Here is a 15244-nt window from a genome sequence, read left to right on the forward strand (position 1 = left end):
AACGCAAACTGCCGCAGATGCTTCACCCTCGCGAGGATCGGCCATGTCTCTGTCGCTGTTCAGTCTGGAGGGCAAGATCGCCCTCGTCACCGGCTCCGGTCAGGGCATCGGGCTGGCGCTGGCGGAAGGGCTGTCGGAAGCCGGCGCGCATGTCGTGCTGAACGGACGCGACCGAGCCAAGCTGAAACGCGCCGCGCAGGCGATTTCGGCGGCGGGCCGCAAGGTCTCGGTGGCGCCCTTCGACGTCACCGACCAGGCGGCCGTCGAGGCGGGCGTCGCCATGATCGAGGCCGAGATCGGGCCGATCGACATCCTCATCAACAATGCCGGCATGCAGAAGCGCGCGCCGATCCACGAGTTCCCGGTCGATGGCTGGCACGAGGTGATGGCGACGAACCTGCACTCGGTGTTCTACGTCACCCAGGCCGTGACCAAGCGGATGCTTCCGCGCAAGCGCGGCAAGATCATCAGCATCGGCTCGGTGATGAGCGAGCTCGGTCGGGCGACGATCATCCCCTACACGGCCTCGAAGGGCGCGGTGAAGATGATGACGCGCGGGCTCGCCGCCGAACTCGGCAAGCACAACATCCAGGCCAATGCGATCGGCCCGGGCTATTTCACCACAGAGATCAACAAGGCGCTGATCGCCGACGAGGCCTTCACCGCCTGGGTCTGCAACCGGACGCCGGCCGGGCGCTGGGGCGAGACGAAGGAGCTGGTCGGCGCGGCGATCTTCCTGTCGTCGGCGGCCTCCGACTACGTCAACGGCCATCTGCTGATGGTCGATGGTGGATTGACCGCGGTGGTGTGAGGGCGGCCTTAGCGCGTTAGACATCCCGTCATTGCGAGCGCAGCGAAGCAATCCAGCGCTGCGTTCTATGCCTTCTGGATTGGTTCGCTGCGCTCGCAATGACGGCAAGGCGAAATTTGCGGGCTTCAGGCCTTTTCTTCGGCGAGCGGGCGGCCTTCGCGGGCTGCACGCGCCCGTTTCTCGAACTCCTTGCGGATGCCCTCGATCTTCTCCTCGTCGAGCTCCTCTAGATCCATCAGCTCCTGACGGGCGCCCTCGACCTTTGCGAGCAGCTCGTCGAGCTTGATCTGCATCGCGGCCGTGTCGCGGTTCTGGCTGTTCTGGATGATGAACACCATCAGGAAGGTGATGATGGTGGTGGAGGTGTTGATCACCAGCTGCCAGGTGTCGTTGAAGCCGAAGAAGGGCCCCGACAGGCCCCAGATCACGATGGCCGAGACCGCGACGGCGAAGGTTTGCGGCTTGCCGGCCCAGCGTGCGGTCGCCTGCGAGAGGCGGGTGAAGAGCGTGCGGTTGGTGAGCGGATCGGAACGCGATGCCATGACGAAGTCCCCCTGACCCCTGTGGATCGCAGGGTTCAACGTCCGGCGGATCGTGCGCGTTCCCCGCTCGGCGAGGCTCAATCCGCCCGGCGCTGCGACGCCTGCATCAGGAAGTCCCGTACGGCCGGATCGCTGCTCAGGCCGATGGCGCGCTTATAGGCTTCGCGGGCGGCCTCACCCTGTCCGGACCGGCGCAGCAGATGGGCCTTGAGGGCCCAGAAGGGCTGGTAGGACAGGACGTCGCCGGGTGGCAGCTCGGCCAGGGCCGCGAGCCCGGTCTCTGCGCCGGATGCCTCCGCCAAAGCCGCTGCCCGGCTGACCAGCACGCCGGTCGTCGGTGCGAGCCGGGCGAGCCCCTCATAGAGCCGGGCCAGGGCTGCGGCGTCGGTGTGTCCCGTCACCGCTCTTGCGGCATGGACGGACTGGATTGCCGCCTCGAGCTGGAACGGCCCCAATGTCGCGTGGCGGGCGGCTCGCGCCAGCTCGGCTTCCGCCTCCTTGATCAGCGCGGCAGACCAGCGCGCGGTGTCCTGCTCGGCGAGGGGCACGAAGGCGCCGTCGGCCGCCCTGCGGGCCTCGCGCCTCGCCTCGCCATGCAGCATCAGCGCGAGCAGGCCCCGCGCCTCGGGCTCGCCAGGCAGGAGCTGGATGACGAGCCGCGCCAGCCAGATCGCCTCCTCCGCGAGGCCGCGGCGCCGGGGATCGGCGCCTGCAATATCCTCCCAGCCGCTGCCATAGGCAGCGTAGATCGCCTGCAGCACGGCATCGAGCCGGCCGGGCAGCTCGGCCTGTTCGGGAATGGCGAAGGCGATGCGGGCATCGCGGATCTTGGCCTTGGCACGCACCAGGCGCTGCCCGAGCGCCGCGGGCGAGGTCAGGAAGGCCTGGGCGATGCGGGCAGCATCGAGGCCCAGCACAGTCTGCAGCATCAGCGGTGCGCGGGCGGCGGCGTCGATCGCCGGATGGGCACAGACGAAGAGCAGCTTGAGCCGCTCATCGGGAAAGGCTGCGCCGTCGGCGCTCGCATCCTGCTCCGCCAACAGGGTCAGGGTCGGCTCCGCCGCGGCGCGGATGGTTTGGCGGCGCCGCCCGTCGATCAGCTGGCGACGCGCGGTCGTCAGCAGCCAGGCCTCCGGACGGGCCGGGACGCCGTCCGAAGGCCAGCGGTCGAGCGCCAGCCGGAAAGCTTCCGCAAGCGCATCCTCGGCTGCCGCCAGATCGCGCCAGTCGCGGGCCAGCAGAGAGAGCAGGCGGCCATAGGAGGCGCGGGCGGCGAAATCGGCCGCCATCCGCGCCTCGTCGGCGGCGCCGGCCTCCGCTGTCATCAGGCGGAGGGCTGAGGCGGGGGCGGCAGCACCGGGCGCACCTCGGTCGAGCCATAGGACGAGGCCGGGCTGCGCGCCGCCCAGTCGAGCGCGGCGTCGAGGTCGGGCACGTCGATGACGAAATAGCCGCCGAGCTGCTCCTTGGTGTCGGGATGCGGTCCGTCCTGTACCTGGCGCTGGCCGTTGCGCACCCGCACCATCGTGGCGCTGTGGGGCGGCTGCAGGCCTGCGCCGCTGACCACGATCCCGGCCTGGTTCAGCGCGCCGACATAGGCCATCCATGAGGCCCAGTAGGCCGGCCCCTTGGCGGGGTCGTCGCGCAGGCCGAATTCGGTGTCCGTCTCGCGGAAGATCAACATGTACTGCATGGGGCGAACTCCTCGTCACCTGACGCCGGAGAACCATCCCCCGGCTGGCATGATGACGTCCAGCCCCGGCCGGTTTCGACAGGCGGTCGAAAAAAATCCGCCGGCCGTTCGCTCTCAGGCCTTTGCCAGCCTCTGCGCGTGCCAGGCGATGTGCTGGGCCATGAAGGTCGAGATGAAGTTGTAGGAGTGGTCGTAGCCCTCCCGCATCTGCAGCTCGAGCGGGATGCCGGCCGCCGCGCAGGCAACCTCGAGCAGCTGCGGCCGCAGGCCCTCGTCGAGGAAGCCGTCGGCGGTGCCCTGGTCGACCAGCAGGTCCTTCACCCGGTGCCCGTCGGCGATCAGCAGCGTCGCATCGTAAGGACGCCAGGCGCGCTCGTCGGTGCCGAGATATTTCTCGAGGGCGGGGCGCGACCAGCCGGCGGTCGAGGGCTGGGCGATCGGCGCGAAGGCGGAGACGGAGGCATAGCGCTCGGGATTCTTCAGCGCGAGCGTGATTGCGCCATGGCCGCCCATGGAGTGGCCAAAGATGCCCTGGCGGGTCATGTCGACCGGGAAATGCCGCGCGACCAGCTCCGGCAGCTCGTCGCGGATGTAGCTCTCCATCCGGTAGTTGGTGTCGTAGGGCGCCTGCGTCGCATCGAGGTAGAAGCCGGCGCCGGAGCCGAACTGCCAGTTGCCCGGCTCGTCGGGCACGCTCTCGCCGCGCGGGCTGGTGTCGGGGCAAATGATCGCGACGCCATTGGCGGCCGCGGCGGCGCGGTACTCGCCCTTGTCCATGACGTTTTGATGCGTGCAGGTCAGGCCCGAGAGATACCAGAGCAGGGGAACCGGCCCGTCCTCGATCTGCGGCGGCAGGAAGATCGCGAAGGTCATCGGGCAGGCGCAGGCCGTGCTGTCATGGCGATAGACACGCTGCGAGCCGCCGAAGGCCTTCGAGGACGAGACGAGTTCCATGGGGTGTTCCTTATGCTCTGGTCGTGCCCGTCATGGTCGGGCTTGACCCGACCATCTCGGAAACCAGTGCCTTTTATGGGGCAGTCGCGCTCTGCCGGGAGGGGCTCCTCTCCCGGCACGCGATTCTCGGGTCTGCGCTGCGCTTCGCCCGAGAATGACGGATGGCCTCAGTACACGACCACGCTGCGGATCGACTTGCCCTCATGCATCAGATCGAAGCCGTGGTTGATCTCGTCGAGCGAGAGCTTGTGGGTGATCAGGTCGTCGATGTTGATCTTCCCCTCCATGTACCAGTCGACGATCTTGGGCACGTCGGTGCGGCCGCGCGCGCCGCCGAAGGCCGTGCCCTTCCAGACGCGGCCGGTGACGAGCTGGAACGGACGCGTCGCGATTTCCTTGCCGGCCTCGGCGACGCCGATGACGATCGACTCGCCCCAGCCGCGGTGGCAGCACTCGAGCGCCTGGCGCATGACGTTGACGTTGCCGGTGGCGTCGAAGGAGAAGTCGGCGCCGCCGCCGGTGAGATCGACGATGGCCTGGACGACCTTGTCGTTGCCGACCTCCTTGGGATTGACGAAATCGGTCATGCCGAACTTGCGCGCCATCTCCTGCTTGGCCGGGTTGATGTCGACGCCGATGATCTTGTCGGCGCCGACCATGCGGGCGCCCTGGATCACGTTGAGGCCGATGCCGCCCAGCCCGAAGACCACGACATTGGCGCCCGGCCAGACCTTGGCGGTGTAGATCACAGCGCCGATGCCGGTGGTGACGCCGCAGCCGATGTAGCAGATCTTGTCGAAGGGCGCGTCTTCACGGACCTTGGCGAGCGCGATCTCGGGCAGGACGGTAAAGTTGGCGAAGGTCGAGCAGCCCATGTAGTGGAAGACCTCGCCGCCATCGCAGGAGAAGCGGCTCGTGCCGTCGGGCATCACGCCCTGGCCCTGCGTCGAGCGGATCGAGGTGCAGAGATTGGTCCGCCGCGAGAGGCAGGACTTACAGCTGCGGCATTCGGGCGTGTAGAGCGGGATGACGTGGTCGCCGGGCTTCAGCGAGGTTACGCCGGCGCCGACCTCGCGGACGATGCCCGCGCCCTCATGGCCGAGGATCGCGGGAAACTTCCCTTCCGAATCCATTCCCGACAGCGTGTAGGCGTCGGTGTGGCAGATGCCGGTCGCCATGACCTCGACCAGGACCTCGCCGGCCCTCGGGCCGCCGATCTCGATGGTCTCGATGGTGAGCGGCTTGCCGGCTTCCCAGGCGACGGCGGCGCGGGTCTTCATCGGGCGGTTCCTTCCTCGGTTTCTCGGGTCATTTCAGATAGGGGCGGATCACACGCATGATCTCGCCGATCTCGGCCGGCTCGCCAGCCGGGACAGGGTCGTGGGCGTTGTGATCTCCACAGGCCTGGCCCATCAGCGTCTCGCGCAGATGGCTTTCCAGCACCTCCGCCATCAGCCCGGTCGCGGCGCCGCGCAGGGCCGAGAGCTGCTGCAGCAGAGCGCCGCAGGGCTCGCCGCGCTCGACGGCGGCGATCAGCGCATCGGCCTGGCCGCGGATGCGCTTGAGCCGCGTCACCGCGCGCTTCTTTTCCTCGGGGCTATGCGGCATCGGCGCCTTGATACTGGGGTGGAGTATCGACGAGCTTTTTCTAGAGGCGTTGCCGGCGGTCGTCAACGCGAGCGCCTGCGCCAACGAAAAGGCGGACGCATCGCTGCACCCGCCTTCGTGAAGCGTTTTCGTGACGCGAGCGTGGCGCGCGCGCCGAAGGCTCGTGATCAGAAGCTGTAGGCGGCCTTCACCTTGACGAGGTGCTGGCTGAAATTGGTCAGGTCGAGATCGCCGGGCTGGCCCTTGGCCTTGCCCGCCACCTGCACATTGTAAGCGGCCGAGATCGCGAACTGCTTGGTCGCCTGCCAGAACACGCCGGGGCCGGCAAAGGTGGCGTAGCCGGCTTCCTTGGCGAAGCCGAGCGTGTTGTAGGCGCGCTGGTGGCGGACCTCGCCGCTCAGATAGACGCCGTCCAGCACCTGCCAGGCGAGCGAGCCGCCGACGGTGAAGGTCGAGGAGCGGGCATAGGGATCGGGACCCGTCCAGGTCATGTCGTGCGACAGGTTGAGTGCCGCGTAGAGCTTGCCCGGCATCAGGGTCTTGTCGGCGAAGAGGCGCAGGCCAGTGTTGTAGGCGGTGAAGCGGCCGGCGCCGTCGGGGTCGATGCGGTTGAAGCTGGGGTCGATCACGGCGGTCAGGCCGATGCCGTGCATGTCGCGGCCGAGGATCTTGTATTTGGTCTCGATGCCGGCGCCGAAGCTGCGCTCGTCGGTGCTGATCCCGGCCAGGGAGGAGCGGGAATAGCCGCCGAGCAGATAGGGGCCGACCTCGAGGCAGGGCAGCAGGCCATAGGAGCCCTGCAGCATCAGCCCGTGGCTGTTGGACGATCCCGTGCGGGTGCCATAGGCGCCGCCATAGGTCAGGCTCGGGCCGAAGGAGCCCTTGTCGGCGACGTCGGAGCCGGTGGTGAAGCCGAAGGCGTCGGTCGGGATGCCTTCGTTCTCGCTGCAGGCCAGCGCCACCGGCGGCGCGACCGGTGCGCCCTTGCGCGAGGGCAGGTCGGCGGCATGGGTGCTGCCGGCGGTCGCGAGCAGCAGGGCCGCGAGGGCGCAGGAGGACGAGATGAGGGTGTGGCGGGACATGGCGGGCTCCGGACCGGCGGGCGCTGGTTAGCGCGAGCGAGAAGGCCGCCGCGCGGTACCCGACCTTGCGTCAGTTATGCTTAATGAAGCGTTTCCGGCCAGAGGCGGCATGGCCTCCAGATGAAACATTGTTACAGTATGGTGCCCGTGCAACAGGAGGCCGGGGCTTCACCCTTGCGGCGTCAAACTCTTGATCCGCGCGAGGCCGAGCGGCGCGATCTCGGCGAGTTCGGCGAGCGGCTTCCAGGCGGCGGCATGGACCTCCTCAATCTGGGCGACGAGCGGCGCCGCAGGATCGGCCAGGAAGAGGTATTGCAGGTCGTGATGGACATGGGCCGGCTCGCCGCGCGCGGGCTTGCCGGGGACGTCATGGCTGTCGATGACGAAGGGCAGGTCGGTGCCCTCGTGCCAGGGATGCAGCCGCAACCCCTGCACGCCGGTTTCCTCGAGCGCCTCGCGCGCGGCGGAGGCATGGAAGCTCTCGGCCTCCTCCCAATGTCCGCCGGGCTGGAGCCAGCGGCCGATCACGACATGGTCGATCAGCAGGATGCGGGCATGATCGGGCGAGAGCACATAGGCGCTGGTGGTGACATGGCCGGGGAAGCAGTCGCGCGAGTCCAGCGCATGGCGCTCCGCCATCTGCCAGCGCAGCAGCGAGAGATGCTCGCGGGGGCCGGCGACCTCGGCGCGATAGCGCTCGACGGCGGCCGCGAGGCGGGTGGGGAAGGCGGGCTGGCTCATATCCGGGGCACCCTGTTCGTGACGTCACCCTTGTAGCGCTCCGCAGCGGACTTGCACGCGACCGGAAGTTGTGGCTTTGAGCCAGCGCCCTGCATGGGCCCTGCGAGAATGCCGTGACGGACCAGCTCGTCTGCCCCTATTGCGACGCCGAACTCAATCCCGGCGCGATCTCCTGCCGATGCTGCGGGCGCGACCTGACGCCGGTGCTGCCGCTGCTGCGCCGGCTCGATGCCGCCGAGCGACGGATCACGGGGCTGGAGGAGGCGCGCGCCTCCCTCGAACAGGCACTCGACGAGGTCCGCCGCTTCAAGGCCGAGGCCGTGCCTGCGCCCGCTGCGGGGGCGGCGGCGACCGCGCCGGGCTCGGACGATGTCGCGCTGGCGGATGCGGCCGATGCGGCCGCCGCCGCGCTGGTGCCGCCGCCGCGTCGCCGGCTCTGGGCGCTGCTGTTGGGCTTCCTCGTCCTGCTCGGGGCCTATGCCAGTGTGGTGTTCTGGCTCGACCTGCCACTCTGGGTGCTGCGCACTGCCTCGATCGTCGTGCCCTTCGTCACGGGCGCCGTCTATCTCGGCGTGCGGCCCCGGCTGGCGAAGATCGACATCGCGGTTACGGTGGCCTTCGCGATTTTTTCCGTCGCGACAATGAACGCATGGCTCGGCTGGAGCGACAACATCCCCGTGCTGCCACAAGGAGTCGCCGCCTGGCGCGAAACGATGTTCTATGCGCTGAGCATCGGCGCCTCGCTCTTCGCCGGCATGCTGCTGCGCGTGTCCCAGGCCGCTCTCAGCGCCAAGGGCCTCGCCTCGCTGCCGGGGCTGCGCCAGGGCCTGTCGTCCGTTCACGGAAAACTGCCGCTCGAAACGCTGAAGACGATCGAAACCGCGATTCTCATGGCCAGCACTGTCCTGTCCGTCGCCGCCGGCCTGATCGCCGGCCTCCTGGGATTGAAGTGACCGCGATGATCCAGCCGACCGCCTGCCGCCTGTTGCCCGCTCTCTTGCCCGCTTTCCTGCCCGCCATCGTCGCCTGCGCGGTCCTGCTGGCGGCTGCGCCCCTGCGTGCGGCCGAGCCCGTCCAGCTCATCACCCGCGAGGAGGCGGGGCTGCCCGCTCCAGACGCGACCGGCGTTCCGACGCGCAATCTCACGCGCGGACCCGGCATCGACACGCAAGGGACGCTCGACAGCGGCGTCGCCGGCAAGCCGCTGCGGCTGGCGGTGAAGTTCCTGCCGAGCAACGGCGTGCCGGTCGATCCCGAGAAGGTGCAGGTGATCTACCGGCGCCAGCCGGCGCTCGACGTCACCGCCCGCGTCAAGGCCTTCATCACGCCCCAGGGCATCGAGGCGCCCGCCGTGCTGGTGCCGCCGGGCAAGCACATCATCGAGATCCTGGCCGTCGACAAGGAAGGCCGCATCGGCCGCGCCCAGATGACGTTGACGGTGGCGCCGGCGCCGTAGGGCAGCGGGCGTCATGCTCGGGCTCGCCCCGAGCATCTCGGGACGAGAGAGGCTCCTCGCCCTTATCGGCCTGAGATTCTCGGGTCTGCGCTTCGCTTCGCCCGAGAATGACGGCCAGCCGAAATCCCCGCCTGCGCTTCCACGCCGGCGTCACAAATGAGGGGCAGCGGAGCGCCGCGAGGCGCGGGTCTCGATATCCGCATCCGTTGAGCCAGGATGCGGCGCGGATGGATTGAGCCACCATCCGCACGCCCCGTGGCGCTCCGCTTGTCGGCGATTTTTGACCTCGGGCCGCGCTTATCGGGTCGAAAGCCAGCCTCCGCCGCGAGCCCTGGACGCCAGTTCCCCTCATCGGGTTGTCGCGCCGTCAGGCATGGGACGAAGGCGTGATGCGAACGACCTGTCCAGCGAGCTCCTCGCACAGGGGCCGTAGTACCCCATGCAGACAAGCTTGCGCAGTCTGCATCACTTTGAGTGGAAAACGCCACCGCAGGCGGCGGCTTTCGGCGGTGCCCCGAAGCCTCCCGAGTGCGGGGTGCAAACCAGCCCGCAGGCGCCGCGCCCATCCCCGCCAACGGCTTGCCTTCTGGATGGCTGCCCCTCGGGGATGAGGTGGTGGCATCCTAGGGTGAGAAAGAAGCAGCGGGGATTAATTTTCCGATCCTCCCCGTCATGGTCGGGCTTGTCCCGACCATCCACGTCTTCACGCAGGAACGATCGGCGATGCCCTTCCACAGAGCGGCTCGCCCGGCATCGGCGTCGCAAGACGTGGATGGTCGCCACAAGGGCGACCATGACGGGGAAGGAGCCGGCGCCTTATGCCTCGGCAGCGGTGAGGTCTGCGCCCCGCTGGTCCAGGGGCCGACACCTCTCCCCAGCCCCTCTCCTTACAGGAGAGGGGTTCCCCGCGCCTTTCGCTGATCGCCTAGGTCTGCTTCGGCCCCCCTGCAGACATAGCGAGTCGTTCGAACAAACATCCGCTTAGCGCCAATCCTGATTTTTAACAGGAATTACCTCTCTCGATAAAACCGACCGTCACTGGTGGCGTCGTCAGAGGGCTTGGCCCGCCAAGCCGCTAGACCTGCAATGCGGGGGGGGCGGGGATGGTCGGGCGCAGCGGTCTGCAGAATGCCGTTACGACAGTTCCGATGAGCCAGTCTCGGTCGTCACCGGTTGAGCGTCGCGACAAGGAAGCGTCCCAGCCTTGCCCAGTAGACTCGGAGCTCGTTTTCCATCGGCGCGAAATCTGGCGAGTGGATATAGCGCTGCATACTCGCAACCGAAATGAGCTGGTCATTGAGCCTTATGCGTTCCAACTCGTCGAAGTAGTCCCGGTTGATGATCTGCCGCTGGAGTAGGCTGGTGGCGACCGCACCCACTTTACGTGAAAGGTTATCGGGAACGTTCAGCGCGTGCTCGGCAATGTAGCTCTCCACCGTGAGCTCGAGGAGGATGCGCATAAGCGCCGATACAGCATTCGGATGTTCCCGCAGTGTGAGCAACTGCAGCTCCTCCCATATCGCCCGGGCACGCTGCTGAGCCGCAGTCCATTGAATGTGGGGCGCGTCGGAAGGAATGAATGTCGTCTGGGGCGGGCGAGGCGGCGCTTGATTACGTCTTGGATTGCGGACGGCGCCAAGCGCATCGACGGGCTCGGCTAGGCGCTCGTTCTCGGCAGGAAGGACGCCTTGGTCCTGCAGGCGATTCAGATAGGACCGCTTCCCCTCGTTGTTCCATAAGCCGCCGAGGGTAACCACCTGATTGGCGAGGTCGCTGGTGATGCGGTGCAGCGCATCGGTCACGGCACCGTGCTCATGGGTAAGGCGGAAACGGCGGCCGCCCGTGCTAATACCGGCGCGGTTGCGAAACTCCTCCGACGAGAGAAGTCTAGTCAAAGTCGACCATGGAATGTTTCCTTGAGGAAGTCGGTCAGCATCGGCCAATAATCGCTCGACTTCGGCCGCGACGTTGATGCCCCCGCCTTGGCCGGTGCGCTCCACGAAATTGAGCTTGGCACGATCATTCCAGCCGAGCTGCCCCACGCCGCGCTCGCTGAGAGCCGGTGTGCCTGCGGAAGAGGATACTGTCGATAAGGTTGCGGTCCCTCTCGACTTGGCAAGTCAAGCGGTCAGGGACGACTTCGCGCGCTTCATCGCGAAGCCTAGTGAAGTGGACACGCAGATCCGCAGTAGGGGTGCGCGCCGGATCGAGCAGTAGCTTGAGACAGGTAATCCTCCGATTCCCGTCGAATACTATGAAGCTATCATCGGCAGGCATGACAAGCGGTGGGTCGTATACTGCGCCGACCTCAGCAATGTCTGCTGCGAGATTTCGCATCTGAACATCGTGCAGGCGAAAAAGCTCTGCAACAGCGAGATCTTCACTGCCGACTTCGCCGTGGCGGTCATTCGCCTGATTAACGCGGAGATCGACAACAGCTAGGTCTTCGTACGCCAACTTCGCCCCCTCTTCAGACAGCAGGCGACTATGCACCTCTGCATACGGGAGCGAAATGCTTGAATCTCGCTCTGGCAGATGCCGGACCGGCAGGGGCCAACTAGCGGGTGAACGTCCGCTTCCGACCCATTGCAGACGAAAAAGGCGGCGCCTCGCGGCGGCGCCCTTGCATTAGCAGAGCCTCAGCCCCTCACAGCTTTCCATAAGCCGGCAGGGTCAGGAAATCCTCGAACTGCGGCGCCAGCGAGAGCTCCGAGAACAGCGCGATCGCCTCGGGGAAGCGGCCCTTGTCGTAGGTCTCCGCGCCGAGTTCGGTCTTCACGCGGGCCATTTCTTCGGTGAGGCAGCGCCTGAACAGGTCGGGGGTGACCTTGGTGGTGCCGTCGACCTCGACGCCATAGCTGACGAACTGCCAGATCTGGGCGCGGCTGATCTCGGCCGTCGCGGCGTCCTCCATCATGTTGTAGATCGGCACCGCGCCGCGGCCGCGCAGCCAGGCTTCGAGATACTGCACGCCGACGCGGATGTTCTCGCGGAAGCCCTCTTCCGTGCGCGTGCCCTGATGGACTTCCAGCAGGTCCTTGGCGGTGACGTTGACGTCCTCGCGCTTCTTGTCGAGCTGGTTGGCCTGCGGCATCAGCCGGTTGAAGACCTCCATGGCGACGGGGACGAGGTCGGGATGGGCGACCCAGGTGCCGTCATGCCCATTGCTGGCCTCGCGCTCCTTGTCGGCCTTGACCTTGGCGAAGGCGGCGGCGTTGGCCTCGGGGTTGTTCTTCACCGGGATCTGCGCGGCCATGCCGCCCATGGCGAAGGCGCCGCGGCGGTGGCAGGTCTTGATCAGCAGCAGCGAATAGGCGTTCAGGAAGGCCTTGGTCATCACGACCTGCGAGCGGTCGGGCAGGACGAAGGCCGGGTTGCGGGCGAGCTTCTTGATGAAGGAGAAGATGTAGTCCCAGCGGCCGCAGTTCAGGCCGGCCATGTGGTCGCGCAGTTCGTAGAGGATCTCGTCCATCTCGAAGGCGGCCGGCAGCGTCTCGATCAGGACGGTGGCCTTGATCGTGCCGGTCTTGAGGCCGAGCGCTCCTTGCGCGGCGACGAAGACGTCGTTCCAGAGGCGTGCCTCGAGATGGCTCTCGAGCTTGGGCAGGTAGAAATAGGGGCCCGAGCCCGCGGCGAGCGCGGCCTTGGCGTTGTGGAAGAGATAGAGCCCGAAATCGACCAGCGAGCCCGACGCGATCTCGCCGTCGATCTCGATATGGGCCTCCGGCAGATGCCAGCCGCGCGGCCGGATGATCAGCACGGCTGGCTTGGGGCCAAGCTTGTAGGCCTTGCCGGTGGTCGGATCGGTGAAGTCGATCGCGTTGGCCCAGCGGTCCTTCAGATTGATCTGGCCCTCGACCATGTTGGCCCAGACCGGCGAGGAGGCGTCCTCGAAATCGGCCATGAAGACTTTTGCGCCGCAGTTCAGGGCGTTGATGATCATCTTGCGATCGACCGGGCCGGTGATCTCGACGCGGCGGTCGAGCAGGTCGGCGGGGATCGGCGCGACCGTCCAGTCGCCCTCGCGGATATGGCGGGTCTCGGCCAGGAAGTCCGGCGTCTCGCCGGCGTCGAAACGCTTCTGGCGCTCGGCGCGCAGGGCGAGCAGGCGCTTGCGCGTTTCGTTGAAGCGGCGGTGCAGGTCGGCGACGAAGGCGAGCGCGTCGTGGCTCAGCACTTCGTCATAGCGCGCGGCGAGCGCACCCTTGACGACGACGCCCTTGGGAAGGGTGAGGGAAGCTTCGGTCATCGCATGCACTCCGGCTGGCGGTTTGTGCCGCGGGTTATCGCTCAGGAGCATCCTTCACGAAACGGGTGCAAAAGGGGAAGACCTTTTCCAAAACGGAAAATATGACGTTGCGTCACGTTTGTGGGCGTCAACAGCGATTTCGTCAAAAGCCGTCAAATGGCGGCGATACCGACAATTCGAACGATCGAATTCAGCCCGCGGCAAGGCGCCATTGCTCTCCTGAGCCCGGATATCGGGGGATAGCCATGAAGGTGCCTGTCATGTTGAAGCGGCTGAAGCGGTTGTGCTCGGACGAGCGCGGCAATGTGATCACGATCTTCGGCTTCGCGCTGGTGCCGATCATCGGGCTGACGGGCGCGACCATCGACTATTCCCGCGCCACCGAAGCACGCATGAAGCTGAACTCGGCGGTCGACTCGGCGGCGCTGATGGCAGCGCGCGACGCGACCAAGCTGAGCGACAGCGAGCTGCGCGACCGGATCAACAAATGGGTCGCCGCCAATCTCAGCGGCGAGGCCGCCAAGAGCTTCACCAGCGCCAACATCACCATTGACCGGACGGCCCGCACGATCACCGTGGCGGCCAATCTGTCGATCGACACCAGCCTGACGCGGCTGATCGGCAAGGACAGCGTGACGGTGGCGAGTTCGGCCCAGTCGACCTGGGGCACGAACACGATCGAGCTGGCGCTGGCGCTGGACAATACGGGCTCGATGGGCTCGTCCGGCAAGATGGACGCGCTGAAGGCCGCCTCGCTCGACCTCATCAAGATCATGAAGGACGCGACGCTGACCACGGACCAGATCCGCATCTCGGTCGTGCCCTTCGCCACGCAGGTCAAGGTTTCGACAACGCTGAAGGACGAGTCCTGGCTGCGCTACGACCAGAGCAAGACGACCTGGTCGCAGGATCGCCGGGGCAACTGGATCGCCAACACCGTCACGATCAACAAGTCGAGCTGGACCGGCTGCATCAGCGACCGCGACCAGCCCAACGACGTCAAGGACAATGAGAGCGTCTCCGCCTATGGCACGCTCTATCCGGCGGATTTCTGCGCGCAGTCGACGCTGGCGCCGATCCTGCCGCTGACCTCGGACTGGACGGCGCTGGCCAACGCCATCAACGGCATGACCCCGGTGGGCAACACCAACGTCACCATCGGTGCCAATTGGGGCATGGCGACGCTGACGCCGGGCGTCCCCTTCGGCGAGGCCAAGCCGTTCTCGACGCCGCGGCTGTCGAAATACATGATCCTGCTGACCGACGGCGAGAACACGCAGAACCGCTTCACCTCGAGCGCAAGCGCCATCGACGACCGCACCAAGCTGGCCTGCCAGAGCGCCAAGGACGCCGGAATCAGGGTCTATACGGTGCGCGTCATCGACGGGAACAGGACGCTGCTGCAGAACTGCGCCAGCTCGCCCGGCATGTACTACGAGGTCAGCAGTGCTTCGCAGCTGACGCCGGTGTTCCAGCAGATCGCCCGCGAGATCAGCCAGATCCGCCTGACGCAGTGAGCGCGGTAAAGCGCGCCAGGAACAGTTCCTGCGCGCCTTGCGTGTCGAGCGGCTGCAGCAGCGCCGTCACCGCCCGCGGCAGTGCCTGCGGCCGGCCGAAATAGCGCAGCGCCTCCTCGCGGGAGAAGCCGGCGAGCTCGGTGGCCTCCAGGAAGGCGGCGATGGTGTCGGCCTCCTTGGTCTTGCGCTTGAGTACAGCGGGCGGGGCCGCCGGCAGGCCGAAGCGCAGATGGATGGCGCCGAGCAGCCGCGTCTCCACCGCCTTGTAGGCGTCGCCCATCACGACCTTGAACGGCGAGATCATGTCGCCGATGACGTATTCCGGCGCATCGTGCAGCAGCGCCATAAGCCGCCAACTCTCCGACCAGTCGGGGTTGAGATGATCGGCAATGGCCTCGACCAGCAGGCTGTGCTGCGCGACCGAGAAGGAATGGGGTCCTTGCGTCTGGCCGTTCCAGCGCGCGACGCGGGCGAGCCCATGGGCGATGTCCTCGATCTCGACATCGAGCGGCGAGGGGTCGAGCAGGTCGAGCCGGCGTCCGGACAGCATGCGCTGCCAGGCGCGCGGCGGGGCGGGGGCGCGGGCCATGG

At 66.9% G+C, this 15244-nt stretch carries 16 protein-coding genes; 4 read left to right on the plus strand and 12 right to left on the minus strand.

Translation table 11 applies throughout. The features are described 5' to 3' along the window. The first annotated feature begins 43 nt into the window (after window positions 1–43). On the plus strand, window positions 44–811 hold the full coding sequence (locus ABIE41_RS09610) for an SDR family NAD(P)-dependent oxidoreductase (protein WP_192643860.1): 768 nt from the start codon (window positions 44–46) through the stop codon (window positions 809–811). A 125-nt stretch (window positions 812–936) separates the two neighbouring features. On the opposite strand, the gene ABIE41_RS09615 is transcribed toward ABIE41_RS09610, so the two are convergent. The 8 genes from ABIE41_RS09615 to ABIE41_RS09650 form a co-directional block, all read right to left on the minus strand. Further along, window positions 937–1353, minus strand: coding sequence for a low affinity iron permease family protein (locus tag ABIE41_RS09615; RefSeq protein ID WP_192643859.1), 417 nt, complete (start codon window positions 1351–1353; stop codon window positions 937–939). Between the two features lie 77 nt (window positions 1354–1430). After that, complete coding sequence (locus ABIE41_RS09620) at window positions 1431–2678, minus strand: RNA polymerase sigma factor (RefSeq protein WP_192643858.1); 1248 nt, start codon at window positions 2676–2678, stop codon at window positions 1431–1433. After that, on the minus strand, window positions 2678–3046 hold the full coding sequence (locus ABIE41_RS09625) for a YciI family protein (RefSeq protein WP_192643857.1): 369 nt from the start codon (window positions 3044–3046) through the stop codon (window positions 2678–2680). The genes ABIE41_RS09620 and ABIE41_RS09625 overlap by 1 nt, the downstream gene beginning before the upstream one ends. Before the next feature lie 114 nt (window positions 3047–3160). Continuing rightward, window positions 3161–4000: an S-formylglutathione hydrolase gene (fghA, locus tag ABIE41_RS09630; protein ID WP_192643856.1), complete on the minus strand. Its 840-nt coding sequence runs from the start codon at window positions 3998–4000 to the stop codon at window positions 3161–3163. Window positions 4001–4167: 167 nt separating this feature from the next. Beyond that, window positions 4168–5280 carry an S-(hydroxymethyl)glutathione dehydrogenase/class III alcohol dehydrogenase gene (locus tag ABIE41_RS09635; protein WP_192643855.1) on the minus strand — a complete coding sequence of 371 codons (1113 nt, stop codon included), beginning with the start codon at window positions 5278–5280 and terminating at the stop codon, window positions 4168–4170. A 28-nt stretch (window positions 5281–5308) separates the two neighbouring features. After that, a complete protein-coding gene (locus ABIE41_RS09640) occupies window positions 5309–5608 on the minus strand; it encodes a metal-sensing transcriptional repressor (protein WP_192643854.1) in 300 nt (99 codons plus the stop codon). A gap of 167 nt (window positions 5609–5775) precedes the next feature. Continuing rightward, complete coding sequence (locus ABIE41_RS09645; protein ID WP_192643853.1) at window positions 5776–6690, minus strand: hypothetical protein; 915 nt, start codon at window positions 6688–6690, stop codon at window positions 5776–5778. 168 nt (window positions 6691–6858) lie between these two features. After that, window positions 6859–7431 (minus strand): NUDIX hydrolase, encoded by a 573-nt coding sequence (locus tag ABIE41_RS09650; RefSeq protein WP_192643852.1) that lies wholly within the window; start codon window positions 7429–7431, stop codon window positions 6859–6861. A gap of 113 nt (window positions 7432–7544) precedes the next feature. On the opposite strand from ABIE41_RS09650, the gene ABIE41_RS09655 reads away from it, so the two are divergent. Continuing rightward, window positions 7545–8384: a hypothetical protein gene (locus tag ABIE41_RS09655; RefSeq protein ID WP_192643851.1), complete on the plus strand. Its 840-nt coding sequence runs from the start codon at window positions 7545–7547 to the stop codon at window positions 8382–8384. Window positions 8385–8389: 5 nt separating this feature from the next. Continuing rightward, window positions 8390–8887, plus strand: a complete 498-nt coding sequence (locus tag ABIE41_RS09660) for a hypothetical protein (protein ID WP_192643850.1) — start codon at window positions 8390–8392, stop codon at window positions 8885–8887. A 1166-nt stretch (window positions 8888–10053) separates the two neighbouring features. Here ABIE41_RS09660 and ABIE41_RS09665 read toward each other — a convergent pair. From ABIE41_RS09665 to aceB, 3 genes are all read right to left on the minus strand, one after another. Further along, window positions 10054–10929 carry a hypothetical protein gene (locus tag ABIE41_RS09665; protein WP_354191859.1) on the minus strand — a complete coding sequence of 292 codons (876 nt, stop codon included), beginning with the start codon at window positions 10927–10929 and terminating at the stop codon, window positions 10054–10056. After that, on the minus strand, window positions 10907–11344 hold the full coding sequence (locus tag ABIE41_RS09670) for a hypothetical protein (RefSeq protein WP_354191860.1): 438 nt from the start codon (window positions 11342–11344) through the stop codon (window positions 10907–10909). Before ABIE41_RS09670 ends, ABIE41_RS09665 begins: the two co-directional genes overlap by 23 nt. A 190-nt stretch (window positions 11345–11534) precedes the next feature. Then, a complete protein-coding gene (gene aceB, locus ABIE41_RS09675) occupies window positions 11535–13136 on the minus strand; it encodes a malate synthase A (RefSeq protein ID WP_192643848.1) in 1602 nt (533 codons plus the stop codon). Between the two features lie 245 nt (window positions 13137–13381). Here aceB and ABIE41_RS09680 point away from each other — a divergent pair, with 245 nt between their 5' ends. After that, complete coding sequence (locus tag ABIE41_RS09680; protein WP_192643847.1) at window positions 13382–14653, plus strand: vWA domain-containing protein; 1272 nt, start codon at window positions 13382–13384, stop codon at window positions 14651–14653. On the opposite strand, the gene ABIE41_RS09685 is transcribed toward ABIE41_RS09680, so the two are convergent. Next, window positions 14628–15242 carry a YfbR-like 5'-deoxynucleotidase gene (locus ABIE41_RS09685; protein ID WP_192643846.1) on the minus strand — a complete coding sequence of 205 codons (615 nt, stop codon included), beginning with the start codon at window positions 15240–15242 and terminating at the stop codon, window positions 14628–14630. The two genes, ABIE41_RS09680 and ABIE41_RS09685, sit on opposite strands and share 26 nt — an antisense overlap. Window positions 15243–15244 lie beyond the last annotated feature (2 nt).

The sequence above is a fragment of the Bosea sp. OAE506 genome, from assembly GCF_040546595.1.
Classification (GTDB): Bacteria; Pseudomonadota; Alphaproteobacteria; order Rhizobiales; family Beijerinckiaceae; genus Allobosea.